At 73.4% G+C, this 26770-nt stretch carries 22 protein-coding genes; 11 read left to right on the top strand and 11 right to left on the bottom strand.

The window, feature by feature from the left end:
• Positions 1–13: 13 nt before the first annotated feature.
• Positions 14–772 carry a sulfite exporter TauE/SafE family protein gene (locus ACQP2P_RS38500; protein WP_433609504.1) on the top strand — a complete coding sequence of 253 codons (759 nt, stop codon included), beginning with the start codon at positions 14–16 and terminating at the stop codon, positions 770–772.
• On the opposite strand, the gene ACQP2P_RS38495 is transcribed toward ACQP2P_RS38500, so the two are convergent.
• Genes ACQP2P_RS38495 through ACQP2P_RS38475 form a run of 5 tightly spaced genes read right to left on the bottom strand, consistent with a single transcriptional unit; the run spans position 769 to position 5230 of the window.
• A complete protein-coding gene (locus tag ACQP2P_RS38495; RefSeq protein ID WP_433609502.1) occupies positions 769–1824 on the bottom strand; it encodes a histidine phosphatase family protein in 1056 nt (351 codons plus the stop codon). The two genes, ACQP2P_RS38500 and ACQP2P_RS38495, sit on opposite strands and share 4 nt — an antisense overlap.
• A 4-nt stretch (positions 1825–1828) precedes the next feature.
• Positions 1829–2569, bottom strand: a complete 741-nt coding sequence (locus ACQP2P_RS38490) for a zinc ribbon domain-containing protein (protein ID WP_433609500.1) — start codon at positions 2567–2569, stop codon at positions 1829–1831.
• Positions 2566–3372 carry a Nif3-like dinuclear metal center hexameric protein gene (locus ACQP2P_RS38485; RefSeq protein WP_433609498.1) on the bottom strand — a complete coding sequence of 269 codons (807 nt, stop codon included), beginning with the start codon at positions 3370–3372 and terminating at the stop codon, positions 2566–2568. The genes ACQP2P_RS38490 and ACQP2P_RS38485 overlap by 4 nt, the downstream gene beginning before the upstream one ends.
• Before the next feature lie 9 nt (positions 3373–3381).
• Positions 3382–3957 (bottom strand): flavoprotein, encoded by a 576-nt coding sequence (locus ACQP2P_RS38480; RefSeq protein ID WP_433609496.1) that lies wholly within the window; start codon positions 3955–3957, stop codon positions 3382–3384.
• Between the two features lie 40 nt (positions 3958–3997).
• Positions 3998–5230 carry a helix-turn-helix domain-containing protein gene (locus ACQP2P_RS38475; RefSeq protein ID WP_433609494.1) on the bottom strand — a complete coding sequence of 411 codons (1233 nt, stop codon included), beginning with the start codon at positions 5228–5230 and terminating at the stop codon, positions 3998–4000.
• Between the two features lie 193 nt (positions 5231–5423).
• Here ACQP2P_RS38475 and ACQP2P_RS38470 point away from each other — a divergent pair, with 193 nt between their 5' ends.
• The 3 genes from ACQP2P_RS38470 to ACQP2P_RS38460 all read left to right on the top strand — a co-directional run bounded on the left by ACQP2P_RS38470 (position 5424) and on the right by ACQP2P_RS38460 (position 8291).
• Positions 5424–6035: a bifunctional DNA primase/polymerase gene (locus ACQP2P_RS38470; protein ID WP_433609492.1), complete on the top strand. Its 612-nt coding sequence runs from the start codon at positions 5424–5426 to the stop codon at positions 6033–6035.
• Between the two features lie 1263 nt (positions 6036–7298).
• Positions 7299–7979 carry a fascin domain-containing protein gene (locus tag ACQP2P_RS38465; protein ID WP_433609490.1) on the top strand — a complete coding sequence of 227 codons (681 nt, stop codon included), beginning with the start codon at positions 7299–7301 and terminating at the stop codon, positions 7977–7979.
• A 39-nt stretch (positions 7980–8018) separates the two neighbouring features.
• Positions 8019–8291 (top strand): excalibur calcium-binding domain-containing protein, encoded by a 273-nt coding sequence (locus ACQP2P_RS38460; protein ID WP_433609488.1) that lies wholly within the window; start codon positions 8019–8021, stop codon positions 8289–8291.
• Between the two features lie 156 nt (positions 8292–8447).
• Here the strand turns inward: ACQP2P_RS38460 and aroA are convergent, their stop codons facing one another.
• Both aroA and ACQP2P_RS38450 read right to left on the bottom strand, forming a co-directional pair.
• Positions 8448–9725 carry a 3-phosphoshikimate 1-carboxyvinyltransferase gene (gene aroA, locus ACQP2P_RS38455; protein ID WP_433609486.1) on the bottom strand — a complete coding sequence of 426 codons (1278 nt, stop codon included), beginning with the start codon at positions 9723–9725 and terminating at the stop codon, positions 8448–8450.
• 692 nt (positions 9726–10417) lie between these two features.
• Positions 10418–12712 (bottom strand): hypothetical protein, encoded by a 2295-nt coding sequence (locus tag ACQP2P_RS38450; protein ID WP_433609484.1) that lies wholly within the window; start codon positions 12710–12712, stop codon positions 10418–10420.
• 410 nt (positions 12713–13122) lie between these two features.
• Here ACQP2P_RS38450 and ACQP2P_RS38445 point away from each other — a divergent pair, with 410 nt between their 5' ends.
• From ACQP2P_RS38445 to ACQP2P_RS38430, 4 genes are read left to right on the top strand one after another with little or no spacing between them, the layout of a single operon-like run.
• Positions 13123–14568, top strand: a complete 1446-nt coding sequence (locus ACQP2P_RS38445; RefSeq protein ID WP_433609482.1) for an RNB domain-containing ribonuclease — start codon at positions 13123–13125, stop codon at positions 14566–14568.
• On the top strand, positions 14565–15257 hold the full coding sequence (gene npdG / locus ACQP2P_RS38440) for an NADPH-dependent F420 reductase (protein ID WP_433609480.1): 693 nt from the start codon (positions 14565–14567) through the stop codon (positions 15255–15257). The genes ACQP2P_RS38445 and npdG overlap by 4 nt, the downstream gene beginning before the upstream one ends.
• Positions 15254–16447: a cytochrome P450 gene (locus ACQP2P_RS38435; RefSeq protein WP_433609478.1), complete on the top strand. Its 1194-nt coding sequence runs from the start codon at positions 15254–15256 to the stop codon at positions 16445–16447. Before npdG ends, ACQP2P_RS38435 begins: the two co-directional genes overlap by 4 nt.
• Positions 16448–16488: 41 nt before the next feature.
• Positions 16489–18072 carry a methyl-accepting chemotaxis protein gene (locus tag ACQP2P_RS38430; RefSeq protein ID WP_433609476.1) on the top strand — a complete coding sequence of 528 codons (1584 nt, stop codon included), beginning with the start codon at positions 16489–16491 and terminating at the stop codon, positions 18070–18072.
• A 245-nt stretch (positions 18073–18317) separates the two neighbouring features.
• Here the strand turns inward: ACQP2P_RS38430 and panB are convergent, their stop codons facing one another.
• Both panB and ACQP2P_RS38420 read right to left on the bottom strand, forming a co-directional pair.
• A complete protein-coding gene (gene panB, locus ACQP2P_RS38425; protein ID WP_433609474.1) occupies positions 18318–19151 on the bottom strand; it encodes a 3-methyl-2-oxobutanoate hydroxymethyltransferase in 834 nt (277 codons plus the stop codon).
• Positions 19152–19258: 107 nt separating this feature from the next.
• On the bottom strand, positions 19259–19714 hold the full coding sequence (locus tag ACQP2P_RS38420; protein ID WP_433609472.1) for a hypothetical protein: 456 nt from the start codon (positions 19712–19714) through the stop codon (positions 19259–19261).
• Between the two features lie 131 nt (positions 19715–19845).
• Here ACQP2P_RS38420 and glnA point away from each other — a divergent pair, with 131 nt between their 5' ends.
• Positions 19846–21198, top strand: coding sequence for a type I glutamate--ammonia ligase (glnA, locus tag ACQP2P_RS38415; RefSeq protein WP_433079323.1), 1353 nt, complete (start codon positions 19846–19848; stop codon positions 21196–21198).
• Between the two features lie 3 nt (positions 21199–21201).
• Here the strand turns inward: glnA and ACQP2P_RS38410 are convergent, their stop codons facing one another.
• Together ACQP2P_RS38410 and ACQP2P_RS38405 are read right to left on the bottom strand one after the other, a co-directional pair.
• Positions 21202–21936, bottom strand: coding sequence for a ferredoxin reductase (locus ACQP2P_RS38410; protein ID WP_433609470.1), 735 nt, complete (start codon positions 21934–21936; stop codon positions 21202–21204).
• Between the two features lie 118 nt (positions 21937–22054).
• The gene (locus ACQP2P_RS38405; RefSeq protein WP_433609468.1) at positions 22055–22654 is read right to left on the bottom strand and encodes a sulfite oxidase-like oxidoreductase; all 600 of its coding nucleotides are present in this window, start codon (positions 22652–22654) and stop codon (positions 22055–22057) included.
• A 44-nt stretch (positions 22655–22698) separates the two neighbouring features.
• On the opposite strand from ACQP2P_RS38405, the gene ACQP2P_RS38400 reads away from it, so the two are divergent.
• Both ACQP2P_RS38400 and ACQP2P_RS38395 read left to right on the top strand, forming a co-directional pair.
• Positions 22699–23502, top strand: coding sequence for a type 1 glutamine amidotransferase (locus tag ACQP2P_RS38400; RefSeq protein ID WP_433609467.1), 804 nt, complete (start codon positions 22699–22701; stop codon positions 23500–23502).
• Positions 23502–26429, top strand: a complete 2928-nt coding sequence (locus tag ACQP2P_RS38395) for a bifunctional [glutamine synthetase] adenylyltransferase/[glutamine synthetase]-adenylyl-L-tyrosine phosphorylase (protein ID WP_433609465.1) — start codon at positions 23502–23504, stop codon at positions 26427–26429. Before ACQP2P_RS38400 ends, ACQP2P_RS38395 begins: the two co-directional genes overlap by 1 nt.
• Positions 26430–26770 lie beyond the last annotated feature (341 nt).

The raw sequence follows: 26770 nt of genomic DNA, 5'->3' as shown, positions 1-26770 counted from the left end.
TGGTAGTCAGACCATGGAACCGGCCGACATCACCCTGCTCGCCGTCGCCGGACTCGCCGCCGGGGCGGTCAACGCGATCGCCGGCGGCGGGTCGCTCATCACGTTTCCGGCGCTGATCGCCACCGGGCTGCCGCCCGTGGCCGCGAATGTGACAAATACCACATCCGTGTTCCCGGGGTACGTCTCCTCCGTCTACGGCAGCCGCGCGGACCTCCCCCGCGCGCGGGCGCCGCGGCTCGTGCCGACGGCGGTGGCCGGGGCCGCGCTCGGGTGCGCGCTGCTGCTGCTCACCCCGGCCGCGGCGTTCGACTACGTGGTGCCGTTCCTGGTGCTCGGGGCGGCGGCGGTCCTCGCGCTGCAGGACCGGCTGCGGCGGATCGTCGGGCACCCGCGGGAGCTGTCCGGGCGCCACCGGGCGCTCGGCCTGCACGCGATGGTGTTCCTCGGGTCCGTGTACGGCGGGTACTTCGGCGCCGCCCTCGGCGTCATGCTCGTCGCGGCCCTCGGGCTGGTGCTGGACGAGCCGATGGCCCGCGTGAGCGCGCTCAAGAACGTCATCTCGGCCGTCGGCGGGCTCGTCGGGGTGCTCGCGTTCGGGCTGTTCGGGCCGGTCGACTGGGCCGACGTGGCCGTGGTCGCGCCGGCCGCGCTCGTCGGGGGCTACGCCGGCGCCCGGCTCGCCCGGAGGCTGCCGAGCGCCGTGCTCAAGGCCCTCATCGTCGTCTTCGGCACCGTGGTCGGGTGCGTGCTGCTCTACCGCGCCTTCTTCTAGGACAGGTGCGCGGTCTCGTTCACCGAGCGCACCGCGACCCCGCCGTCGGGCCAGGAGTCCAGCAGGGAGACGCCGGCCGGGTCGAGGTACAGCCGGAACAGGAACGAGTCGCTCGCGGCCAGCGCGTCGCGCAGCATCAGCTTGATCGGGGTCACATGGCTCACGACCGCGATCTGCCGGCCGTCGAAGCGGTCCTGCAGGCTGCGCACCGCCCGCCGCACGCGCATGGCGACCTGCTGGAACGACTCGCCCCCGGGCGGCGGGACGGCGGTGGAGGCGAGCCAGCGCTCCTGCTCGGCCGCGTAGCGCTCGTGGACCTCGGCGTAGGTGAGGCCCTCCCACTCGCCGAAGTCGCACTCGATGAGGTCGTCCTCGACGATCAGCGGCACGTCGCCGAGCGCGGCCGCGGTCTCCAGGCAGCGCCGCAGCGGCGAGGTGATGACCGCGGCCAGGTCCGGCGCCAGCTCCCGGGCCCGGGCCGCGGCCCGGGCGGCCTGCTCGTGGCCGAGGTCGGAGAGCGGGACGTCGCCGCGGCCCGAGTACCGCTTCTGCGCCGTGTAGGGGGTCTCGCCGTGCCGGATGACCACCATGCGCAGCGGGGAGCCGGTCGCGGGCGGCGACCACGAGCGGCGGGCCGGCTCGGTGACCTCCTTGACCTCGCCGTCCATCGCGGCGTTGGCCAGGCGGTCGGCGTCCTTGTTGCGCTCGCGGGGGATCCAGCCGTACCGCACCAGCGCGAAGCCCTGCGCGATGCCGCGCGCCTCCTCGGCCAGGGGGCGCAGGCCCGGATGCTTGATCTGCCAGCGCCCGGCCATCTGCTCGATGACGAGCTTGGAGTCCATGCGCACGTCGACCTCGTCGGCGCCCAGCTCGCGAGCGGCCTTCAGCCCCGCGATGAGGCCGCTGTACTCCGCGACGTTGTTCGTCGTCACCCCGAGCGCCCCGAGCCGCTCGGCGAGCACCGCGCCGCTCTCGTCGCGCACGACCGCGCCGTAGCCGGCCGGCCCCGGGTTGCCGCGCGATCCCCCGTCCGCCTCGACGGTCACCCGCATGCGGCTACAGCCCCGACTCGGCGGTGCGCACGAGGATGCGCCGGCACTCCTCGCACCGCACGACCTCGTCGGGCGCGGCGGCCTTCACGCGGGCCTTGTCGCCGCCGGAGAGCTCGATGCGGCAGCCCTCGCAGCGGCCGTGGCGCAGCATCGCCGCGCCGATCCCGCCGCTGGCCTCGCGGATCTTGTCGTAGAGCCCGACCAGGTCGGCGGGCAGGTCGGCGGCGAGCGGGCGCCGCCCGGACCGGCGGAACTCCTCGTCCTTGGCGATCGCGGCGAGGGCCTCGTCGCGGCGCTGCTCGGCCGCGGCGCGGGTGGCCCGGGCCGCCTCCAGCCGGCCGACGATCTCGTCGAGGGCGCCCTGCGCGGTCTCGCGCTGCTCCATGAGCTCCAGCTCGGCGTCCTCGAGCTCGGACTGGCGCCGGTTCAGGGTGGCGATCTCGTGCTGCAGGGCCTCCAGCTCGCGCGACGGGCCGGTGCCGGCGTCGAGGCGGGACTGGTCCTTGTCCTTGCGCGAGCGGACCTGCTCCACGTCCTTCTCGAGCCGCTCGATGTCGCGGTCGAGGTCGTCGACGGCCACCTGGGCGCGGATCCGCTGATCCTCCAACGTGGACAGCTCGCGGGCCAGCGAGCCGAGCTCGGCGTGCTCGGGCAGGGCCTTGCGCTTGTGCGCGAGCTGGGTCAGCGCGATGTCGATCGCCTGGAGATCGAGCAGGCGGCGCTGGTCTTGCGGATCGGCCTTCACGAGTCGTCTTCCTCCAACAGGACCCAGGGTGAGGTGTCCACATCGGACACGATGGTCTGCACGCCGGCCTCCGCGCGCAGGAACGCCGCGACGTCGTCCAGCCACGGGCGCTCGGACGCCCAGTGGGTGACGTCGACGAGGGCCGGCCCGCCGTTCGCGAGGTGCTCCTGCGCCGGGTGGTGGCGCAGATCCGCGGTCAAGTATGCGTCAACGCCGGCGCGGGCGGCGTCGGCGAGGAAGGCGTCGCCCGCCCCGCCGGACACCGCGACCGTCTCGACCCGGGCGTCCGGGTCGCCGGCCGCCCGTACCGAAGCCGCCGCTCCTGGCAGTTGAGCCGCCGCGTGCCGGGCGAACCGCGCCAGGGTCACCGGCTCGGGGAGCCGGCCGATGCGCCCGTGACCGCGTTCGGGCGCCCGGGGATCCGGCCGCAGCGGGTGTACGTCGAGCAGCCCGAGCCTCGCCGCCAGCGCATCGGACACCCCCGGGTTCGCGACGTCGCCGTTCGTGTGGGCGGTGAACAGCGCGATGCCCTCGCGGATCATCCGGTGCACGATGCGGCCCTTGTACGTCGTCGGCGCCAGGCTGGAGACGCCGCGCAGCAGCAGCGGGTGATGGGTGAAGACGAACTGCGCCCCGGCCCGTGAGGCCTCCTCGACGACGGCGGGGTCGCAGTCGACGGCGAGCAGCACGCGGGTCACGGTCGCGTCGGGCTCGCCCAGGACGAACCCGACGCGGTCCCAGTCCTCGGCCCACTCCGGCGGGTACCGCTGCTCGAGCAGCTTCACGAGTTCGGCGACAAGCACGGCGTAACGTTAGTCCACCGCCTCGCTCCCCGTGATGCGCTGGGCCTGCACGGAGGGGTGCGCCTCGAGCGCGTCCAGCGGCAGGCGCCACGGGAAGTCGGTGCGCGTCTCGCCGATGCCGGGCTGGTGCAGCTCGAGCACGTCGTCGCCGTAGAGCACGGTGATGCCCCAGGAGCGCAGCCGCTCGATCGACTCGCCGAAGGCGGGGTGGGCGGCCATGGCGCGGTTGGTGTACGGCACCGCGACGATCGGCAGCCCGAGCCCGAGTCCCTCGACGATGAGGCCGAGCGCGAGCGTGTCGGCGATGCCGGCGGCCCATTTGTTGACGGTGTTGACGGTCGCGGGCGCCACGATCATCGCCTCGGCCGCGGGCAGGATGTCGGGGTCACCGGGGTACTTGAAGTGGTGCCGCACGGGGTGGCCGGTCTGCTTGACCAGGCCGGGGATGTCGATCCACTTGAGGGCGTCCGGCGTGGCCACCACGCAGACGTCCCAGCCACGCTCCTGGGCGAGCGAGACCAGATTGCCAACGCCGGCGGTGGCGGGCGAGCCACACACGACGGCGTACAAAACGGGTCGTGACATGCGGGCATTCTGCCCTGTTGCGAGCCCGTTCAGACCACTTTCAGACTCCTACGCTCATGTGCTCCGCGAGTTCGGCCACCGGGGCCGACGGGGCACCCCGGGTGCGGCGCAGCACGTCGCTGAGCACCTCGCGGGCCAGCGGCCGGCAGCGGATCTCCGACGGCGCCAGCCGGTCGCCCTCGAGCAGCATCTCGCTGGCCATGTCGATGTCGCCGATGAGCGCCTGGGCGCGGGCCTGGTCGAGGAAGTGGTGGGCGCGGCGCTCGGGCAGCAGGGCGTTGAACCCGTCCGGGTCGAGCGTCTGGTGGACCTCCACCGCCACCCGGCCCTCGCCGAGCTCGACGGCGGCGGCGGCCCGGTGCAGCTTCACGTTCGTCGGGCCGAAGGACGTCCAGTAGTAGTTGGCGTCGCCGTCCATGCCGCCGGCGGCCTCCTCGGCGCCGGCCAGCAGGTCGCGCACGGTCGCGCTGTCGCCGATGCGCGCGGCCGCCATCGCGCCCTGCAGCAGCAGCTGGCCGTAGACCGACAGCCGCTGCGGGCTCGTGTCGTTGCCGGCGAAGCCGGGGGCGAGCCGGTTGGCGATGTTGACGTTGATCTCCAGGGCGGGGCGGGCCCGGCCGAGGGAGAGCAGCGCGCAGGCGACCCGGGTGGTGGCGGTGCCGGCCAGCAGCTGGTCGCCGGCGCGCTGGGACACGGCGATCGAACGGTCGGCGGCGAGCCAGGACAGCTCGTGCTCGCCGAGCTTGCGCAGGGCGCTCGAGGCGATCTGGTACACCTGCCCGAGCAGGTGGGCGGCCTCCTCGGCCTGGTTGCCCTCGCTGTAGGCGGTGTCGGCGGCCTGGGCCTCGCGCAGGAGCCTCGGGAGGGTGCGGGCGAGCATGCCGTACTTCGCGTGCTGGTACGACAGCCAGGCGTGGGTGACCGCCTTGCGCATCTCGGGCAGCGGCGGGGGCTCCGGCGGGGCGTAGAAGAAGGCGCTGATCTGGTCGTAGCGCTCCAGGGCGGCCCGGATCTCCTCGACCTCGATCTGGTCGACGCAGTTGATGCTGTCCGGGCGGCGCTCGGGGTCCCGGCCCAGCAGGATCTGCACGTCCAGCTGCAGGACGTCGGCGATCTCGTACACGACCGAGAACTTGTCGAGCCGGCGCACGCCGCGCTCGACCTTGTCCACCCAGCTCTTGGACTTGCCCAGCCGATCGGCGAAGACCTGCTGTGACATCTTGCGCCGGTTCCGCCAGTAGGCCACCCGACGGCCGATGGGCAACTCATCCACGTCGCTCACCTCCGGAGGTCACCCGGCCGGTAGAAATCGCACGATTTGTGCGGTCCGGACCGACCGTTCGCTCATACGTTCCGATGTGCAACTTGCAGCCCCCGTCGCAGAGAAAAACGACGCACAACGCGTCCGGTAACGCGACGTGGTTTTGTGCGCACTTTCGAGTGATCTCGCCTGGCAGGAGTGGGTCATGATCTTCTGGGAACACTCGCGGCTCCGGAAGGCCGCGGCCCGCTACGCCGAGCACGGCTGGCCCGTGCGACCGGGCGCCTACCTGGTCGGACGGCACGCGGGGCGGCACCTGCGGGAGCGTCGCTTCGACTGCGGCCGCCCGGGTTGCCCCACGGTCGCCTGCCACCCGGCGCCGCATCCGCTCACCGTGGACCCCTCGCAGGTGCGGTCGCTGTGGCGCGAGCACCCGTACACGGTGCTGCTGCCGACCGGCCACGCCTTCGACGTGCTGGAGGTGCCCGGCGTCCTGGGCCGCGCCGCCCTGCTGGGCGACGGCTTCGTGGCCGCCCGCGGCCCGGTCGCGGTGGCGCCCGGGGATCGCTGGATGTTCCTGGTGCTGCCCGGGCACGGGGTGCTGCCGGAGCTCGCGTCGCACGCCGGGGTGGTCCTGCACGGGCAGGGGTCGTGGATTCCGGCCCCGCCGAGTCCGCAGTTCGGGGGGCGGGTCCGGTGGGAGCTGACGCCGGAGGCGCATCATTGGCGGCCGGCCGAGCCCTATGCCGTGCAGGCCCTCATGCTCGACGCGATGGGCGCGGGCCCACGGCGCGCCATGTGGCGGGCGGCCGCCTGATCCGGCGGGGTCGTCCGTATGCTCGACGCGCAGGCGCGCACGGCGACGGGACGCGCCCGCCTCCGGCACGACTGTGGGTAACTGCGTCGAGTGCATCAAGACCGGCTCTCTCACGGAAATGTTCACGTGCAGATTTCATGCCGATGCCCAACGTAGCGTCACTGTGACCTTACGGTCGACCCTCGTAATCCGAACGTAGTACTCAAGGGCACTGAGGATACCTACTCAAAGTCCGGCGTTGATCTACCCGATTGATCAACATCAACCCGTACGGGTAGGTGAGACCGGTCCGTTGCGGGTCTTGACCGCCGACGTTCCGCGGGCGGGCCGGCACGGAACGGCCAGGTAGTCCCGCTCGTCGCATTGCTGTCGCTCTACGTGATGACAGCGCGCGCGACCGGGCGCGGCCACTGCTCGATGGCGAGCGGGCTTTCGCCTTCGGGGTCGCCGCCACCCGCTGTCGCGGTTGGCCGGCTTCGGACTTTTCGGCTTTTGTCGTGATTCGCCGAATCGTTCGGATCGTGCACTCGTTCCGAGCCTCGCCCCCCTCGACCTCGGGTTCGGCCCCTACGGCTCCTCCGGCGGCGCGACGGGCGCGGGCCCGGCGGCGGCGGCCGACCGCTACGCACCGCAACCGGCTGCCCCGCGGGAAGCGCACACAGCGGGGGTGGCGGCGCCTGGCGATCTTGCGTGAAGGCGGCGCGCCACGACGGCCGGTACCCACCCGGCGGCCCGGACCGGGCCGCCCGTCGCGGCGAGCTCGGGATGCCGGCCAGTTCGCCGACGGTGATCTGCAGCGCCTGCCGCATATCGTCGGATTTGTGCTGACCTGGAACCGCGCGCTCGACGCCGCCGGCTTCGCCCGTCTCCGAGTACCTCGGGCGCTGGGACCCGGGGTTCACGCTGCGCCGGTACACGCACCTGCTGCCGTCGAGCCGGGAACGGACCCGGGCCGCGATCGATGCCGCGTTCGGCAGGAGGCGGCCCAGTGACGGGTCAGGACCTGTGAAGGCAGACGCTGCCCGGCGTACAGGTCGACTCGTCCGTCGCCTTCCGTGCCCGGCCACCGCATCTTTCAGCCCGTTTTCATCGGCTTTCACTGCGCAGAACACCGCTTTCGGATGCGCAGCGTGAGGACGCGGAAAGGGCGCTGAAAGGAACTTTAAGATCGGCTTTGGCTCCTTGACCCCTTTCGATGGGGTGGCCGAGCATTTCCGCGGTACGGCCGGACGAAAGCGGCCGTCGGCGTGAACGGAGTGCCCGGTGCGGCGCAAAAGCATTCTCGTGTTGGTGGCCACCGCGGTCGCGGCTCTGGTCGTGACCCCCCTCGCGCTCGCCCGGGCCGGCGAGGGCGACGGCGACGCCGGGCACCCGAGCGCCCGCGGCAGCGCCGGTCCGCCGCCCGGGCTCGCGCCCGGGCACATCGACATGACGGGTGCGACCCCGCTGACCCGCGACGGCGAGCAGCAGCTCGGCTTCGAGGGCGTGAGCGTGCCGGGGCTGGCCAGCTGCCGCGACTACAAAATCCTCAACCTCGCCGCGAACCGGTACATCGCGGAGGAGCAGGGATTCGGCGGCGCGAGCCAGAACATGCTCCGCGCGCGCACCGCGCCGGGGTCGACCGGCACGTGGGAGATCTTCAAGATCTGCTCCGACGACGGCGGGCACACGGTGTTCCTGCAGGCGCCGTCGGGGTACCTGGTGACGGCGGAGTACGGCTACACCGGCAAGAACTTCGGCATGCTGCGCGGCCGCGGCGAGTGGGCCGACGTCTGGGAGACCTTTGATGTGTGGACCGACGCGGGCAAGTACTACCTGCGCAACGCCCAGCGGGGCACGTACTTCACCTGCCGCCTCGACTACACGGGCCAGTACTACGAGGAGATGAAGGCGACGGGCGCCGCTCCGGGCAGCTGGGAAGCGCTCTGGTTCGACCCGGTGTAGAACCCTCAGGTCCGGCCCCGGGCCGCCGAGGACAACCGCATGAGGACGAGCCCGAAGGTGCTGATGGTCCTGCTGCTGGGGGTCGCGGCGGCGCTGCCGTCGTCGCAGGCGTACGCGGCGTCGCCGAAGCGGTACGTCAACTGCGCCGCCCTCCAGCACGACTTCGCGCACGGCGTCGCCCGCGCCCGCGCCACGGACAGGGTGAAGGGCAAGACCAAGCCCGTCACGAACTTCACCGTGAACCCGGCCGCCTACGCCGCCAACAAGCGCCTCGACGCCGACGCGGACGGGATCGCCTGCGAACGACGTTGAGAGCAGGGCCATGACTCGGGTCCGCGGTGGTGCGGACCGTCGCTCCCGCCAGACACCGTTCGGCCCTGGCGGGCCTCTCTGCCAGGTCCGCGGTCGGCCGAACCCGGGCCGGGCCGTCGAGCACCGCTCGTCGACGACCCGGCGCGGGCCGCGGCTTCACCCGAGGCGGGCGAGGTCCTCGAAGTACGTCGGGTAGGTCTTGGAGACGCACCGCGGGTGCTTGATGCGGATGCCCGGCACCCGCAGCCCGAGCAGCGCCAGGCTCATCGCCATGCGGTGGTCGTCGTACGTCTCGAAGTCCGTCGGCGCGATCGCCCCCGGCCGCACCGTGAACCCGTCGGCGTCCTCGGTCGCGTCGAGCCCCGCGCGGCGCAGCTCGGTCACGATGGCCGCGATCCGGTCGGTCTCCTTGCGCCGGATGAAGTCGATGCCGGTGACGACGGTGGGGGAGTCCGCGAACGCGGCCACGGCCGCGAGGGTCTGCGCGGTGTCGGAGATGTCGGCCATGTCGACCTCGATGCCGTGCAGCTCGCCGGTGCCCGTGACCGTGATGCGGCCGGCGGTCCGCTCGACCCGCGCGCCCATCCGCTCCAGCAGGTCCGCGAAGCGCACGTCGCCCTGCAGGCTGCCGGTGCCGAGGCCCTCGACGCTCACCCGGCCGCCGGTGATCGCGGCCGCGGCGAGCAGGTAGGAGGCGGCGCTGGCGTCGGGCTCGATGGCGTAGTCGGCCGGCCGGTACGCCCCCGGCTGCACCGTGAGACCCTCCACCGGGACCCCGAACGCGGCCATGACGGCGGTGGTCGACTCGACGTAGGGCACGGAGACCAGCGGCGAGGTGAGCTCCACGGTGAGCCCGTCGGCCATCAGGGGCCCGGCCATCAGCAGTCCGGAGAGGTACTGGCTGGAGATGTGCCCCGGCAGCGCCACCTTCCCGCCGGCCACCGGACCGGTCGCGGCGACGGGCAGGTATCCGGGCCGCCCGAGGTCCTCGATGCTCGCCCCGAGCTCGCGCAGCGCGTCCACGAGCGGGCCGAACGGGCGCGCCCGCAGCTGCGGGTCGCCGTCGACGACGCCGCGCGCCGGACGCAGCGCCGCGGCGGGCAGGATGAAGCGCCCGGTGGTGCCGGACTGGCGGGCGTCGATGCGAACCTCGCCGGTCGCGCAGCGCGGGTCGATGCCGTCGACGAGCACCGTCTTCGCGGCCTCGTCGACGGCGATGGTCGCGCCCAGCGCCCGCACGGCGCCGAGCATGGCGTGGGTGTCGTTCGCGAAGAGCATCCCCGTCAGCGTGCTGCGCCCCGGCGCGAGGGCGGCACAGATGAGCGCGCGGTTGGTGATGCTCTTCGAGCCGGGGGGGCGCAGGGCGACGTCGGGCGGCGCGGTCAACGGCGTGACGGCGAGGACGTCCGGCAGGTCATCGGCATGGAGGCTCACCCTTCGATTGTCCCGCAGCGGACTCGCGGCGCTGACCCGGCACCCCGCCCCGGCCTCGCCGCGCCTTGCGTCCCCCTCGCTTCGCGGCCCGTCGCGCCGCGTCCGTTGCGCCGGCTCGCCCATGGTGTCTGCCTATTCCGGGGGTCACGCCGACGCCCGCCGGACGCCGCCTGTGGCCCGGTTCCCGGCGGCACCCGTCCACGGTGGACGATCCACGCCGCGGCCCCCGGCACCGCCCTCGTTCGTCTCCGAACGAAGACCGGCGGGTCGACCTTCCGACTCGAATGTGCTTCCTCCGTTCGGCTCACCCGCGGGTGAGAGTTGCCACACGAAGCCGGTGCAACTCCCACAATCTTCCGGGATTTCGCAACCCCGTCATGATCGCGGATTCCTTGTCCGGCAACGCATTTCGCCCGCATTCGGATCCGCCCCGCGACTGCGCCCGGCCGCACCGGCGTGACCCGGACCCTTGTCAGGCGGTTGCGTCTACTGTGGAATCCCAACAAGCTATTTGCCGGTTTCGGTGGCGCATGTTTCATTTGCGGTGCACAGTGATGTCATGAGCAGCAGCGGTGCTGAGCGGTACTACTGGTGCCTTTCTCACCAACGGGTCGAGTCCGAGGACAACATGTGCCCGGGAAGGGACCGCCTCGGGCCGTACGACTCGGAGGCGGCAGCGGAACAGGCCCTCGCTACAGTCCAGGAACGCAACGAGGCGTGGGACGCCGAAGACGAACGGTGGGAAGGCAAGCACTAGCAAAGCGCCGGAGCCCGTGGCGACCGCGAACCGCCCGGACAGCCGGCTCCCCGAAACACCCGACCACCAGCACAACCCAACCGCGAACATCCCGCAGGATGCGGGAGAACTCCTCCAGGAGGACCACGATGGCCGCAGCTAAGAAGGCCACCACGAGATCGGCCGCAGCGCGCGCGGCCGCGACGACCGCGGCGGCCTCGGCCCCCGCGACGACCGAGCAGGCCCCCGCCAGGGCCCGCAAGACGGTCGCGGCCGGCGCCCCCCGCCGTGCCACGACCGCGGCCGTGACGCCGTCCGCCGCGACGGGAACGGCGACGACCGCCGCCAAGCCGCGTGCGACCCGGTCCACGGCGAGCAAGACGAGCACCACGCCCGCCGCCGCGAAGACCACGGCGGCGAAGCCGGCCACCCCGGCCGCCCGCAAGACGACCGCGGCGAAGTCGGCGACCCCGGCCGCCCGCAAGACGGCGGCGGCCAAGACGGCGACCCCGGCGGCGAAGTCGACGGCGGCCGCGAAGTCCACCGCGGCCGCGAAGTCGGCGACCCCCGCGGCCCGCAAGACGGCGGCGGCCAAGACGGCGACCCCGGCGGCGAAGTCGACGGCGGCCGCGAAGTCCACCGCGGCCGCGAAGCCGGCGACCCCCGCGGCCCGCAAGACGGCGGCGGCCAAGACGGCGACCCCGGCGGCGAAGTCCACCGCGGCCGCGAAGCCGGCGACCCCTGCCGCTCGCAAGACGGCGGCGTCGAATGCGGCGGCCCCGGCGGCGAAGTCGACCACGGCGGCGAAGAAGACCGCCGCGGCGACCAAGTCGACGGCGGCCGCGAAGAAGACGACCACGGCGAAGGCGACCCCGGCCAAGACGGCCGCGAAGTCCGCGACCGCCGCCAAGTCCACCACGGCCGCGAAGTCCACGGCCGCGAAGAAGACGGCGGCGTCGAAGGCGGCCCCGGCGAAGTCGGCGGCGACGAAGGCCACCGCGGCCAAGTCGACGGCGGCGAAGAAGACGGCCACGGCCAAGGCCACCCCGGCGAAGGCCGCCACCAAGACGACGGCGGCTGCGAAGGCGGCCCCGGCGAAGTCGGCCGCGACGAAGGCCACCGCGACCAAGGCCACCGCCGCCAAGTCCACGGCGGCGAAGAAGACGGCGGCGTCGAAGGCGGCCCCGGCGAAGGCCGCGAAGACGACGCCGGCCAAGTCCACCGCGACCAAGGCCACCGCGACCAAGGCCACCGCCGCCAAGTCCACGGCGGCGAAGAAGACGGCGGCGTCGAAGGCGGCCCCGGCGAAGTCGGCCGCGACGAAGGCCACCGCGACGAAGGCCACCGCGACGAAGGCCACCGCGGCCAAGTCGACGGCGGCGAAGAAGACCGCGGCGTCGAAGGCGGCCCCGGCGAAGGCCGCGAAGACGACGCCGGCCAAGTCCACCGCGACCAAGGCCACCGCCGCCAAGTCCGCGACCGCCGCGAAGAAGACGGCCACGGCGAAGGCCGCCCCGGCGAAGGCCGCCACCAAGTCGACGGCCGCGAAGTCGACGGCGACCAAGGCGGCGGCCAAGTCCACGACCGCCGCGAAGTCCACGGCCGCCGCGAAGTCCACGGCGGCGAAGAAGACGGCGGCGTCGAAGGCGGCCCCGGCGAAGTCGGCCGCGACCAAGGCGACCCCCGCCAAGTCGACGGCGGCGAAGTCCACGGCGGCGAAGTCGGCCACGGCGAAGGCCACCCCGGCCAAGTCCGCGGCGAAGACGACCCCGGCGCAGTCGGCGGCGACCAAGGCGACGACGGCGAAGGCCACGAAGGCCGCCGCCACGAAGTCGGCGGCGACCAAGGCCACCGCGAAGGCGGCCCCGGCCAAGACCGCCGCGACGAAGACGACGGGCACCAAGGCCACGGCCGCAAAGACGACCGCGACCAAGGCGACCGCCGCCAAGCCGGCGGCGGCCAAGAAGACCGCCGCCCCGCGCAAGGCCCCGGCCAAGAAGGCCGCCGCGACCACGGCCCCGGAGACGACGACGGCCGCCGCGACGACCGCCCCGGCGGAGCCGGCGACCCAGCCGGCCGCGATCGCCGAGGGCGGCCTGACGGCGGAGACGGCCCCGGCCGAGGAGACCGCCGCGTCGGAGTCGATCCCGGGCCGCGAGAACGGCAACAACCCGGAAGAGGCCGCGAGCATGACGGCCGAGGACTGGGCCACGCTGGCCCGCCCGTAAGTTCCGAGGAACGGCCGGTTCAAGCCTCCGCGGCGAGAACCGGCCGTTCCCGTTCCGGGCAATGCCGGCCGGCGTGCACACGAGCACGCCGGCCGTTGCGCACCCCCGGTTCGCCGCCGCGAGGGGCAACGGACCGCGGCGAGGGGCAACGGGCCGCGGCGAGGGGCAACGGACCGCGGCGAGGGGCAACGGACCGCCGCGAGGGGCGACGGACCCTCGCCGGCGCCGAGGCACCGGCCCCCCGCCCCCGGTCGCGTCCCCCCACCGCCCCGCGCCCCACGGCGGGAAACCTTGGCACCACGCTCGCGGCCGGCGGCGACGGGCGGACGGGCGGATCGGCCAGGAGCACGAGCGCCCCTCGATCCGCGGACCGGCGCCGGGACCGGCCGTTCGCGTGATTTCCGGGGTGACCGTTGCTGGTAAGACTGACCTCGTGACCGTCCGCCGAACCTTCGCACCCCGCATCGACTTCAGTGCGCTGCGCCACGAGCTCGAGCTGCCCGACGTGTTCTCCGCGCCCGCGCAGCAGGAGGCCGAGGCCGCCGCGCGCAAGACGTTCGAGGACCGGCCCGACCGGACCGAGCTCGAGTTCGTCACCCTCGACCCGCCCACGTCCAAGGACCTCGACCAGGCGCTGCTCATCCAGCGGCGCGACGACGGCTTCCGCGTCTACTACGCGATCGCGGACGTCGCGGCGTTCGTCGAGCCCGGCGGCGCCCTGGAGCACGACACGTGGCAGCGGGGGCAGACCGTGTACCTGCCCGACGGCAAGGTCCCGCTGCACCCGCCGGTGCTGAGCGAGGGCGCGGCGAGCCTCCTGCCGGACCAGGTGCGCCCGGCGGTGCTCTGGACGATCGACGTGGACGGCGAGGGCAACACCGTCGGGGCCGACGTGCGGCGGGCGCGGGTGCGCAGCCGGGCCAAGCTCGACTACGAGTCGGTGCAGCGCGACGCGGACGCGGGCCGGCTGCACCCGTCGATCGCGCTGCTGCCCGAGATCGGCAAGCTGCTCGTGGCCCGCGGGCTGGAGCGCGGGGCCGTGAACCTGCCGATGCCCGAGCAGGAGATCGAGCCCGACGGGGACGGGTGGCGGCTGACGCTGCGGGCGCCGGTCGGGGTGGAGGAGTACAACGCGCAGATCTCGCTCCTCACGGGGATGTCGGCGGCGCGGATCATGCTCGACGGCGGGGTCGGGCTGCTGCGGACCATGCCGCCCGCGCCGCCGCAGACCGTCGAGGCGCTCCGGCTGGCGGCGAAGGCCCTGGACGTACCGTGGCCGGACGACGCGACGCCGGGGCAGATGATCGCGACCCTGGACCCCGCTCAGCCGAGGGCGGCGGCGCTGCTCGACCAGGCCGCCGAGATGATGCGCGGCGCCGGCTACACGCCGTTCGACGGCGGGCCGCCGGAGCAGCCGCTGCACGCCGCGGTAGCCGCGCCGTACGCACACGTGACGGCCCCGCTGCGGCGCCTGGCCGACCGGTACGTCACCGAGGTGTGCCTCGCCCTCCACGCGGGCGCAGCGGTCCCCTCGTGGGCGCGCGAGGCGCTGCCGAAGCTGCCGGAGGTCATGACGCGAACCGACCGGGTCGCGGGGGCGGCCGAGCGCGGGGCGGTCGACCTCGTGGAGGCGACGCTGCTGCAGGGGCGGGTGGGGGAGACGTTCGAGGCCGCGGTGCTCGACGTGGACCGGGCCAAGCACCGGGCCGACATCGCGATCGACGAGCCGCCGGTGCGGGCGCGCTGCGAGGGTGACGCGCTGCCGCTGGGGGAGCGGATCGCGGTGCGACTCACGGAGGCGGACCCGGTGAAACGGAAGGTCACCTTCCACGAGGCCTCGTCCGGGGACGGATCACCGGGGGGTACAACAGAGGCATGAGTTATGACCAGATCGAGCTGCCCGACGTCTCGGGCCTGTCCGTCGGCGTCATCGGCGGGACGGGGCCCCAGGGGCGCGGCCTCGCGTACCGTTTCGCCCGCGCCGGCCATCGGGTCCTCGTCGGCTCGCGCTCCACCGAGCGCGGCGAACACGCGGCCCAGGAGCTGCGCGGGATGCCGGGCGTGCAGGGCGTGGTCGAGGGCGGGGCCAACGCGTTCGCCGCGGGAGCCGACGTCGTCGTCATCGCGGTGCCGTGGGAGGGGCACGGGGCCACGGTCGCCGATCTGGCGCCGCAGCTGCGCGGCGGGCGGATCGTGGTCGACTGCGTGAACCCGCTCGGCTTCGACAAGCAGGGGCCGTATCCGTTGCGCGTCGAGGAGGGCAGCGCGGCCGAGCAGGCCGCGGCGCTGCTGCCCGAGGCCCGGGTGTGCGCGGCGTTCCACCACGTGAGTGCGGTCCTGCTGGCGAATCCCGAGGTGGACGCCGTGGACCTCGACGTGCTCGTGCTCGGCGACGACCGGGACGCCGCGCTGCACGTGCAGGCGCTCGCGGGGCGGATCAGCGGCATGCGGGGCGTGTTCGCGGGGCGGCTGCGCAACGCGGGGCAGGTCGAGGCGCTCACCGCGAACCTCATCGCCATCAACAAGCGCTACAAGACGCACGCGGGGATTCGGGTGACGGACCTGTGACGGCGGTCTTCGACCCGTGGTCCGCGGAGTTCGTCGCGCGGCCCTACCCGGCTTACGCGCGGCTGCGCGAGGAGTCGCCGGTGCTGTGGTTCGAGCCCAGCCGGCAATACCTCATCAGCCGCCACGAGGACGTCAACGCGCTGCTGCGCGACCGGCGCCTCGGGCGCAGCTACCTGCACGTCGCCACGCACGAGGAGATGGGCCGCACGGCGCCGCCGGACTACCAGGAGCCGTTCTGGACCCTCAACAACAACGGGATGCTCGACCGTGAGCCGCCCGACCACACGCGGCTGCGGCGGCTGGTCTCGCAGGCGTTCACCCCGCGGCGGGTCGAGGCGCTGCGGCCCTACGTCCAGCGCCTCGCCGACGAGCTGGTCGACGCGTTCGTGGCGCAGGGCGGCGGCGACCTCATCGCGCAGGTCGCCGAGCCGCTGCCGGTGACCGTGATCGCGGAGCTGCTCGGCGTGCCCGAGGCCGACCGGCACCTGCTGCGGCCCTGGTCGGCGGCGATCTGCGGGATGTACGAGCTCAATCCCGCCCGGGAGACGGCCGAGGCGGCGGTGCGGGCGTCGGAGGAGTTCACGGAGTATCTGCGCGCGCTCGCCCGCCGGCGCAAGGAGGACCCGCGCGACGACCTCGTCAGCGCGCTGGCCGCGGTCGAGGGGCTCAGCGAGGACGAGCTCATCGGCACGTGCGTGCTGCTGCTCAACGCCGGGCACGAGGCCACCGTCAACGTGACCGGCAACGGCTGGCGGGCGCTGCTGCAGCACCCGGAGCAGCTGGCGAAGATCAGGGCCAACCCCGACCTGCTCGGCCCGGCGATCGAGGAGCTGATGCGGTTCGACACCCCGCTGCAGATGTTCGAGCGCTGGGTGTTCGAGGACATCGAGGTGCACGGCGTGACGATCCCGCGCGGCAGCGAGGTCGCGCTGCTGTTCGGCTCGGCCAACCACGACCCGGCCGCATTCGCCGAGCCCGAGGCGCTCGACGTGACCCGGCGCGACAATCCGCACATCTCGTTCGGGGCGGGCATCCACTACTGCCTCGGGGCGCCGCTGGCGCGCATCGAGCTGACGGCCTCGTTCGGGGCGCTGCTGGCGAAGGCGCCCGGGCTGCGGCTGGTCCAGGATCCCCTCTACAAGCCCGGGTACGTCATCCGGGGCCTGCAAAGTCTCGAGGTTTCTGCGTAGGAGTGCCCGACGGCGGCCGATATCACCGGTAAAGAAACCGCGTGATTGGGGTCTTGATGGCCGTCTTCGCCAATATGGGCATCGTCTCGAAGATCGGCGTCCTGTGCGCCGCCGGGGTGCTGGCCTCGGCGGCCGCGGGCACCGTCGGCCTGCTGTCCCAGCGTCAGCTGAGCCGGCAGGCCGACACCGTCCACACCCTCGACGTCGCCAGCAGCCTGCTGCACCACCTCGACACGCGCGAGTCGGAGCTCAAGGTCGACGCGTACCGCTCCATCGCCGAGGCCGACGTCGCGGCGATCCTCGCCGACCTGCCCGGCGACCTGAGCTCCGTCACCGAGACCATCGCCAAGCTCGACGCGCTGGCGCTGCCCGCCGACGTCGACGCGGACCTCGCCGCCATCAAGACCGACGCGCTGGCGTTCAACGACTTCATCGGCACCTTCATCAGGAGCGCCCAGGCCGACCAGGCCTCCGTGCGGGGCAGCGAGGGCGACATCGCCGGGCGCAACCACGCGCTCGACGACAAGATCGGCGCGCTCGAGGACCAGCTCGACGCGCGCATCGCCCAGGAGCGCGGCCGGATGGCCGGCACCCAGAGCCGGGCGAACTGGGCGACGGCGGCCGCGCTGCTGCTCGGCGTGCTGGTGTTCCTGGCGATCGCGATCCCGGTGACGCGCGCCATCATCCGGCCCGTGCGCAAGGTCCGCGCGGTGCTCGAGGCGCTCGCCCAGGGCGACCTCACCCAGCGGGCCGGGATGACCGGGCGGGACGAGATCGGCCAGATGGCCGCGAGCCTGGACGCGGCGATGGGGAGCATCCGCGGCTCGATCTCCGCGGTCAGTACCAGCTCCGACAGCCTCGCCGAAGCCTCCCGCCAGCTGTCGCGGGTCAGCGAGGATATCGCCGGGGCCGCCGACTCGACGAACCGGCAGATGTCGGACGCCTCGATGTCCTCGCACGAGGTGTCCCGGCACGTGAGCACGGTCGCGACCGGCGCCGAGGAGATGGGCGTGTCGATCCACGAGATCGCGCGCAACGCCGCCGACGCGGCCGGCGTGGCCTCGGGCGCGGTGCGGGAGGCGGGCGCGGCCAACGAGAAGGTCGAGCGGCTCGCGGTGTCCTCGACGGAGATCGGCAACGTGCTCAAGCTCATCACCACCATCGCCGAGCAGACGAACCTGCTCGCGCTGAACGCGACCATCGAGGCCGCCCGCGCGGGGGAGGCCGGCAAGGGCTTCGCCGTCGTCGCCAACGAGGTCAAGGACCTCGCGCAGGAGACGGCGAAGGCGACCGAGGACATCCGCCGGCGCGTAACCGCGATCCAGGCCGACACCGGCGCCGCGGCGGAGGCGATCCGGCGCATGGGCGAGGTCGTGGAGGAGATCAACCAGTACCAGGCGACGATCGCCTCGGCGGTCGAGGAGCAGTCGGCCACCACCGCGGAGATGAGCCGCTCGGTCGCCGAGGCCGCCACCGGCGCGGAGAGGATCGCGGCGAACATCGCGGGCGTGGCCGACGCGACCGCCGCCACGACCCAGGGCGTCGGCGCGGCGAAGGGCGCGGCCGGCGAGCTGGCCCGGATGTCCCAGGACCTGCGCCAGCTCGTCTCGTACTTCAAGTTCTGACCGAGAGTCTCCGGCCGTGGGTTCCGGCCTGGTCATGACTCGGGTCCGCGGTGGTGCGGACCGTCGCTCCCGCCAGACACCGCTCGGCGCTGGCGCGCCGTCGCTGCCAGGCCCGCGGCTGGTCACCCCAACCGGCTACATCCGATATGTCGCGGCACGAAGTGCCCGGCATATCGCGCCCGACGCCGCCACGGCGGCCGGGCCCGAGCATCCCCGGGCCCGGCCGCTGCGGCGGCGAAGAGCCGTCAGTCGAAGGTGTGCTCCTGCGCCGGGAACACGCCCGTGCGCACCTCGTCGGCGAAGGCCCGGGTGGCGTCCGACAACGCCCCCGCCAGGTCGGCGTAGCGCTTCACGAACCGCGGCGTGCGCCCCGTGCGCAGCCCCGCCATGTCCTGCCATACGAGCACCTGCGCGTCCGTGTCCGCGCCGGCCCCGATCCCGACCGTCGGAATGTGCAGCTCGTGCGTGATGCGCTTGGCGACCTCGCCCGGCACCATCTCGAGGACCACGGCGAACGCGCCCGCCTCGGCGACCGCGTGCGCGTCCTCGACCACGTCCTCGGCCGCGTCCCCGCGGCCCTGCACGCGGAAACCGCCGAGCGCGTGCTCGCTCTGCGGCGTGAACCCGATGTGCGCCATGACCGGGATGCCCGCGCTCACCAGCGCGGCGATCTGCGGCGCGACCCGCCGGCCGCCCTCGAGCTTCACCGCGTGGCAGCCGCCCTCCTTCATGAAGCGGACCCCGGTGCGCAGCGCCTGCGCCGGGCCCTCCTCGTAGGAGCCGAACGGCAGGTCCCCGACGACGAGCGCGCGCCGGGTCGAGCGGACCACCGCGCGCACGAGCGGCAGCAGTTCGTCCTCGGACACGGAGACCGTGGACTCGTACCCGTAGACATTGTTGGCCGCCGAGTCCCCGACGAGCAGGACCGGGATGCCGGCCTCGTCGAAGATGCCGGCGGTGTACTGGTCGTACGACGTGAGCATCGGCCATCGCTCGCCGCGCTCCTTGGCGGCGATCAGGTCACGGGTGCGGACCCGGCGATTGACGGCGCCGCCGTACAAGGACGGGATCTCGGACATCAGCGTCCTCCTCGTTTCACTCCTCGAGGCCCCATCCGGGGTCCCCGGGCTCAACACCCTGATGGTCGCACCGGCGGCGGCGATTGTTACCGGGGCGATGCGGTTTTTCACATCGCCGGAACCGGGATGAGCGCTTCGGCGTCCTGTGCGTTGCGCCACCGGGCGAGCTCGGGCAGTACGTCGGCGGGCACGTCCCGCAGGGGATCGAGCACGACCCGGCCCTCCTGCTCGGCCAGCGCCAGGAGCACCACCCGCCGCACCCTGGCCTGCAGGTTCGCCGCGACCGGCGCGTCGAGCGTGAGCGCGGCCAGGAACGCGTCGAGGATCGGCTGCACCGGCTCGAGCCGGAAGTCCAGACCGGTGCGCAGCACCAGGTCACGCACCTGTGGCGGGACGGCGTCGCCGAGCGTGAGCCCGGTGACCCGCTCGGGGCCGAGCGCGTCGCAGGCGACGACCGCCGCGACGGACGAGCCGAGGTCGCCGGAGAGCTCCAGGGCGACCGGGCGTGACCGCGCACGGTCACGGAACCGGTCCACGAGTGAGGGCCACAGGTCGGAGGTCATGCCCGGTCTCATACCCACTGCGGCCCGTTCACGCCCCTGCCTGGTCACATACCGTGGTCCGGTAACTTGTGTGTAATACCGTCGGGCGAGACTTGCCCGAATTGGCCGTAGACAGCTCGTGGGGGCATCTCGTGGACCGTCAGCAGGAGTTCGTGCTCCGCACGCTCGAAGAGCGGGACATCCGGTTCGTCCGGCTGTGGTTCACCGACGTGCTGGGCACCCTCAAGAGCGTCTCCGTCGCCCCGGCGGAGCTCGAGTCGGCGTTCGAGGAGGGCATCGGCTTCGACGGGTCCGCGATCGAGGGCTTCGCCCGGGTCTACGAGTCGGACATGGTCGCCATCCCCGACCCGACGACCTTCCAGGTGTTCCCGTTCGAGGGCGGCATGTCCGGCGAGAGCGCGCGCATGTTCTGCGACATCACGCTCCCCGACGGCTCGCCCTCCTGGGCCGACCCGCGCCACGTGCTGCGCCGGGCCCTGTCGAAGGCGGCCGAGAAGGGCTTCACGTTCTACACCCACCCCGAGATCGAGTTCTTCCTGCTGGAGAACCTCGGCGAGCACGGCTCGGTGCCGCGGCCGGTCGACACCGGCGGCTACTTCGACCACACCACGCACTCCGTCGCCCGCGACTTCCGCCGCCAGGCCGTGCTCGCGCTGGAGCGGATCGGCATCTCGGTCGAGTTCAGCCACCACGAGGTCGCGCCCGGGCAGCAGGAGATCGACCTGCGCTACGCCGACGCGCTCACCACGGCCGACAACATCATGACGTTCCGGCACGTCATCAAGGAGGTCGCGCTGTCGCACGGCGTGCACGCGACCTTCATGCCCAAGCCGTTCACGGAGCAGCCGGGCAGCGGCATGCACACCCACCTGTCGCTGTTCGAGGGCGAGCGCAACGCGTTCCACGACGCCAGCGACCCGATGAAGCTGTCGAAGGTCGGGCAGGCGTTCATCGCCGGGCTGCTCGTGCACGCCCGGGAATACACGGCGATCACGAACCAGTGGGTGAACTCCTACAAGCGGCTGTTCCCGCAGACGCTGCCGAACCGGATCACCGAGTCGCCCGCCTACGTCTGCTGGGGCCACAAGAACCGCTCCGCGCTCGTGCGCGTCCCGGCCTACGGCAAGCCGAACTCGGCCCGCGTCGAGGTCCGCTCGCTCGACGCGGCCTGCAACCCGTATCTCGCCTACGCGGTGATGCTCGGCGCCGGCCTGCGCGGCATCGAGCAGGGCTACGAGCTGCCGCCCGGCGCCGAGGACGACGTGTGGGCCCTCACCGACGGTGAGCGCCGCGCGGCCGGCTACGAGGCGCTGCCGGAGAACCTCTCCGAGGCGATCGACGTCATGGCCGGCTCGGAGCTCGTCGCCGAGGTGCTCGGCGAGCACGTCTTCGACTTCTTCCTCAAGAACAAGCGGACGGAGTGGGAGGAGTACCGCCGGGTCGTCACGCCGTTCGAGCGGGAGCGGTACCTCGGCATGATGTGACGCTCACCCGAAGCGCTCGGTCCGGACCCGCGAGGGCTCGTGGCCGAGCGCGACGAGGATGTCGGCGACCGTCTCCACGAACCCGGTCGGGCCGCAGACGAAGACGTTCGGCGCGAAGTCCGTCGGCCACGCGTGGGTGTTGACGTCCGCGAGGCCGATCCGCTTGCCGCGCACGCGCGTGTGGACGTACTGCACGTCCAGCCCCCGGTCGTCGCGCGCCCGCTGCCGCAGCTCGTCGGCGTAGATCGCGTCCTCGGGCGTCCTGACGGAGTGCAGCAGCTTGAACGGCGTCTTCGCGCCCGAGGCGGCCCGCGCCCGGATCATCGCCATCAGCGGCACGATCCCGGACCCGCCCGCGATGAGCTGCACGGGAGCCGGGTCCGACCGCCGCCAGACGAACCATCCGCCGATGGGTCCGCGAACCTCCACCGGCCACGAAATGTCGTACATGTCCGTCAGGTACGGCGAAACCTCACCACCGTCGAGGCGCTGCACCGTGATCTCCAGCCCCGACGCCGACGCGATCGAGTAGCTGCGCTGCGCCTGGTAGCCGTCGGCGGCGGTGAGCCGCACGTCGACGTGCTGCCCGGGCAGATGCCCCGGCCAGTCCCCGTCGACGTCGAACACCAGCGTCCGGGCCGTCGGCGTCTCCTGCCGAACCGATCGAAGAACGGCCCTGCGCCAGGTCAGTCGGCCTCCGCTTCGCTCCGGCCGACCGAGCTCAGAACTGTGCTGCATGCTGAGCGGCCCCTCCGCTTCGCTCCGGACCGCTCAGTCGGCCTCCGCTTCGCTCCGGCCGACCGAGCTCAGAACTGTGCTGCATGCTGAGCGGCCCCTCCGCTTCGCTCCGGACCGCTCAGTCTCCCTGGTACCGCTGCTCGCGCCATGGGTCTCCGTAGTTGTGGTACCCGGCCCCCTCCCAGAAGCCAGGCTCGTCCGTCGCCATCATGCGCAGCCCGTGCACCCACTTCGCGGACTTCCAGAGGTACAGGTGCGGGACCAGGAGCCGCGCCGGCCCCCCGTGCTCGGGGCTGAGCGCCTGCCCCTCGTAGCGGTACGCCACCCACGCCTGCCCGTCGACCAGATCCTCGAGCGGCAGGTTGGTGGTGTACCCGTCGTAGGAGTGTGCCATCACGAAGTCGGCCGTGGTCTCGACGTCCGCGAGGAGGGTGTCGACCGCCACGCCCCGCCAGCCGGTGCCCAGCTTCGACCACTTCGTGACGCAGTGGAGGTCGACCGTGACGTCCTCGCAGGGCAGCGCGGTGAACTCGGCCCAGTCCCAGCTGCGCTCCTCGCCCGTCTCGGTGGTGATCACGAACTCCCACCGCTCCGTGCGGACCTTCGGCGTCGGCCCGGCGGAGAGCACCGGGAAGTCGTGGGCCAGGTACTGCCCGGGCGGCAGGGCCGGGTTGCCCCCGCGGCGCCGCCCGTGGAAGCCCGGCGTGATGATGCTCATGCGCCCATCCTCCCCCCTCTCGTGGCGATGGATATTGTCAGTACGTGACGATCGACGGCGCCCCCCGGGGGACCCTGGCCCTCGTGGTCGAGAACGACCCCTCCGACGGCCCCGGCCGTCTCGCCGACTGGCTCATCGCCGGCGGCCTGCAGCTCCAGGTCGTCCGGCCGCACGCCGGCGACGCGCTGCCCGAGACCCTCGACGGCTTCGCCGCGCTCGTCGTGCTCGGCGGGGAGCAGGACGCGTTCCCCGACGCCGAGGGCGAGCGCGACGCCCCCTGGTTCGACCAGCTCGACGGGCTGCTGCGCAAGGCGGTCCGGCACCGGGTCCCGACCCTGGCCGTCTGCCTCGGCGCCCAGCTGCTCGCCCACGCCCACGGCGGCACCGTGGAGCGCAGCTCGGCGGGGCCCGAGATCGGCGTCAAGCTGGTCGCGCGCCGCGACGTCGCCGACAACGACCCGATCTTCGCCGCGGTCCCGTTCGCCCCGGACGTGTTCCAGTGGCACCGGGACGAGATCGTCGAGCTGCCGATGCACGCGACCCTGCTGGCCGCCTCGACGCACTACCCGATCCAGGCGTACCGGCTCGGCACCGCGGCCTGGGGCCTGCAGTTCCACATCGAGTGCGACCTGCCGATGTTCGCCACCTGGGCCATGGAGGGCGTGAACACCCTCATCGAGCTGGGCATCGACCCGGTCGAGATGCTCGAGGGGGTCGAGGCGGCCCTGCCCGACGTCGAGGAGATCTGGAAGCCGTTCGCGGAGCGGTTCGCGGCCGTGGCGCTGGGCCGCACGCCGCATGCCGGCGAGGGCGGGCTGCGCTCCCTGCCGCTGCTCGGGCCGCGCTGATGGACCCGATCAAGGTCAGCCCCGCCCACCTGGCCCGGTTCGGCTTCACCGACAACGAGCGCACCGAGGCGATGGCCGGCCCCGACGGGCTGCGGCTGTGGGACCCGCACGCGCGCCGCCCCGCCGACGACGAGACCGCGGCGGTGCTCGACCAGCTGTACTTCGCCGCCGACCCCGACCTCGCCCTCTTCCAGCTGCAGCGGCTCGTCGAGGCCGCGGGGGAGGAGGTGCGCGCCGCCGTCCTGGCCGACAAGGCGCTGCGGCGGCGGCTCATCGGCGTGCTCGGCGTCTCCGCCACCCTCGGCGACCTGCTCGTGGCCAACCCCGACGAGTGGCGTGAGCTCGTCGGGGAGCAGAACAAGCGCGCGGCCGGCTACGAGACCCGGGACGTGTCCACGGTGCCGTTGCTGCGCGCCGGGTACCGCCGCGAACTGCTGCGCATCGTGGCCGCCGACCTCACCGCGGCCGCCGACGTCGAGGTCACGATGCGGCGCCTGACCGAGCTCGCCGACGCGACCCTGGAGGCGGCCCTGGCCATCGCGGTCGCGGAGCGGCGGGCCAAGGAGCCCGGCACGCAGGAGGTCCGGCTCGCCGTCATCGCGATGGGCAAGTGCGGCGGCCGCGAGCTCAACTACGTCAGCGACGTCGACGTGGTCTTCGTGGCCGAGCCCGCGGGCGACACCGACACCGAGACGGCGATGCGCGCGGGCAGCGCGCTGGCGGCCCGGATGATGGAGATCTGCGGCTTCGTGGCGTGGCCGGTCGACGCCGCCCTGCGCCCCGAGGGCAGCCGCGGCGCGCTCGTGCGGACCGTCGCCTCGCACCTGGCGTATTACCGGAAGTGGGCCAAGACCTGGGAGTTCCAGGCGCTGCTCAAGGCCCGTCCGGCCGCCGGGGACCACGCGCTCGGCGAGCGGTGGCTGGCCGAGCTGCAGCCGCTCGTCTGGTCCGCGGCCGAGCGCCCGGAGGCCGTCGACGAGGTGCGCGCGATGCGGCGGCGGATCATCGAGGCGATCCCGCGGGCCGAGGTCGACCGGGAGATCAAGCGCGGCCCGGGCGGGCTGCGCGACATCGAGTTCGCGGTCCAGCTGCTGCAGCTCGTGCACGGCCGGGCCGACGAGTCCCTGCGCACCCCGACGACCCTGGCCGGCTTGCGGGCGCTCATCGAGGGCGGCTACGTGGGGCTGGCCGACGGCGAGGCGCTGCTGCGGGCGTACCGCTTCCTGCGGGTCGTCGAGCACCGCCTCCAGCTGCAGCGCCTGCGCCGCACGCACACGGTCCCGGACGACCCGGACGGGCTGCGCTGGCTCGCCCACGCGCTCGGCTACCGCCCGAACGCGGCCCGCGACGCCGTGGAGTCCTTCCGCGCCGAGTGGGTCCGCCACGCCGGCGAGGTGCGCCGCCTGCACGCCAAGCTCTTCTACCGCCCGCTGCTGGAGGCGGTCGCCCGGGTCCCCTCCGAGCAGCTGCGGCTCACCCCCGACGCCGCCCGGGCCCGCCTCGACCTGCTCGGCTTCGCCGACCCGGCGGGCGCCCTGCGCCACATCGAGGCCCTCACCGGTGGCGTGTCGCGCACCGCGGCCATCCAGCGCCAGCTGCTCCCGGCGCTGCTCAACGAGTTCGCCGACGCCCCCGAGCCCGACCGCGGCCTGCTGGCCTACCGCCAGATCTCGGAGAAGATCGGCAACACGCCCTGGTATCTGCGCCTGCTGCGCGACGAGGGCCCGGTCGCGCTGCGGCTGGCGCGGCTGCTGGCGCTGTCGCGGTACGTGACCGACCTGCTCGTCCACGACCCGGAGGCGCTGCGCCTGCTGGCCGACGACGCGGAGCTGGTGCCGCGCAGCGCCGAGGTGCTCACCGAGGGCTTCGCGGCGGCCGCGGCCCGCCACGGCGACCCGGAGACGGCCATCAACGCCGTGCGCGCCCTGCGCCGCCGCGAGCTGTTCCGCATCGCCTGCGCCGACCTGCTCGGCCTGCTCGACGTGACCGCCGTCGGCGACGCACTCTCCGCCGTGATCGACGCGACCCTGCGCGCGACCCTCGGTGTCACGGCCGCCTCCGCGCCCGAGGTCCCCTTCGCCATCATCGGCATGGGCCGGCTGGGCGGCGCCGAGACGAGCTACCCGTCCGACGCCGACGTCCTGTTCGTCTACGAGGCCCCGCCCGGCTGGGCCGACGACGCCGCGGCCAAGGCCGCCCTCACGATCGCCGAGGAGCTGCGCCGCCTGCTCGCCCGCCCCGCCCACGATCCGCCACTGGGCGTCGACGCCGACCTGCGCCCCGAGGGCCGCCAGGGCCCCCTGGTCCGCAGCCTCGGCGCCTTCCGGCAGTACTACACCCGCTGGTCGAAGGTCTGGGAGGCCCAGGCCCTCCTGCGCGCGCGACTGGTGGCCGGCTCAGCCTCGCTGGGCGCCCGGTTCCTGGAGCTGGCCGACACCAAGCGCTACCCCGAAGGCGGCCTGACCCGCGAGCAGATCCAGGAGATCCGCCGCCTGAAGGCCCGCGTGGACAGCGAGCGCCTCCCGCGCGGCGCCGACCCCGCGACCCACACGAAACTCGGCCGCGGCGGCCTCGCGGACGTCGAGTGGACCGTCCAGCTGCTGCAGCTGCAGCACGGCCACGCCGTGCCGGCCCTGCGCACCCCGCGCACGCTGGAGGCGCTGACCGCCGCCACCGAGGCCGGCCTGCTGTCCGGGACCGACGCCGCCGAGCTCGAGGCCGCCTGGCGCCAGGCCTCCCGCGTGCGCAACCTGCTGACCCTGGTCCGCGGCCGCGCGGCGGACCAACTCCCGCGCCAGGGCCCCGACCTGGCCGCGGCCGCCTCGGCCCTGGACCCGGGGGCCGAGCCGCAGGAGTTCCTGGACGAGTACCTGCGCGTGGCCCGCCGCGCGCGGGCGGCGGTGGAGCGCATCTTCGACGGCGCCTGACGAAGCGGCCCGCCCACGTCGTACCGGTCGACCTTGAACGTGGTGAGGGTCGCCTTCGGTGCTCGGCGGGTGCCGGCATCCCGGAGCGTCGGGTCCAGGGCGAGCAGCCCTGGCCGCCGGAGACTCGGACCCTCGCGACGATGCGCGTGGTCGGCAAGCCTCCACGACGCCTGTGTCCAGCTCACTCCTCGCTGGCGCAAGTCGGCAGGAGCGTGCCGCTGACGAAGCTAGGCCATCCCGGCTTGGTTGCGAGCACGGGGACCTGTCCGGCCGTCCGGTGGTGCGGCGTCGTCCGGCAATCGCAGCTCCACGGGGCGGCGGTATCCGGCTGCCGCCGATCG

Source organism: Dactylosporangium sp. CA-139114 (assembly GCF_050955725.1).
GTDB lineage: Bacteria > Actinomycetota > Actinomycetes > Mycobacteriales > Micromonosporaceae > Dactylosporangium.
Note: the sequence above shows the minus strand (reverse complement) of the source record. Positions and strands in the feature narration are given on the sequence as shown.

Excerpts from the sequence above, each read along its gene's own strand:
- ACQP2P_RS38500 (WP_433609504.1), top strand. The coding sequence starts at position 14 with ATGGAACCGGCCGACATCACCCTGCTCGCCGTCGCCGGACTCGCCGCC.
- ACQP2P_RS38495 (WP_433609502.1), bottom strand. The coding sequence starts at position 1,824 with ATGCGGGTGACCGTCGAGGCGGACGGGGGATCGCGCGGCAACCCGGGG.
- ACQP2P_RS38480 (WP_433609496.1), bottom strand. The coding sequence starts at position 3,957 with ATGTCACGACCCGTTTTGTACGCCGTCGTGTGTGGCTCGCCCGCCACC.
- ACQP2P_RS38470 (WP_433609492.1), top strand. The coding sequence starts at position 5,424 with ATGATCTTCTGGGAACACTCGCGGCTCCGGAAGGCCGCGGCCCGCTAC.
- ACQP2P_RS38460 (WP_433609488.1), top strand. The coding sequence starts at position 8,019 with ATGAGGACGAGCCCGAAGGTGCTGATGGTCCTGCTGCTGGGGGTCGCG.
- npdG (WP_433609480.1), top strand. The coding sequence starts at position 14,565 with ATGAGTTATGACCAGATCGAGCTGCCCGACGTCTCGGGCCTGTCCGTC.
- panB (WP_433609474.1), bottom strand. The coding sequence starts at position 19,151 with ATGTCCGAGATCCCGTCCTTGTACGGCGGCGCCGTCAATCGCCGGGTC.
- ACQP2P_RS38420 (WP_433609472.1), bottom strand. The coding sequence starts at position 19,714 with ATGACCTCCGACCTGTGGCCCTCACTCGTGGACCGGTTCCGTGACCGT.
- ACQP2P_RS38410 (WP_433609470.1), bottom strand. The coding sequence starts at position 21,936 with ATGCAGCACAGTTCTGAGCTCGGTCGGCCGGAGCGAAGCGGAGGCCGA.
- ACQP2P_RS38405 (WP_433609468.1), bottom strand. The coding sequence starts at position 22,654 with ATGAGCATCATCACGCCGGGCTTCCACGGGCGGCGCCGCGGGGGCAAC.
- ACQP2P_RS38395 (WP_433609465.1), top strand. The coding sequence starts at position 23,502 with ATGGACCCGATCAAGGTCAGCCCCGCCCACCTGGCCCGGTTCGGCTTC.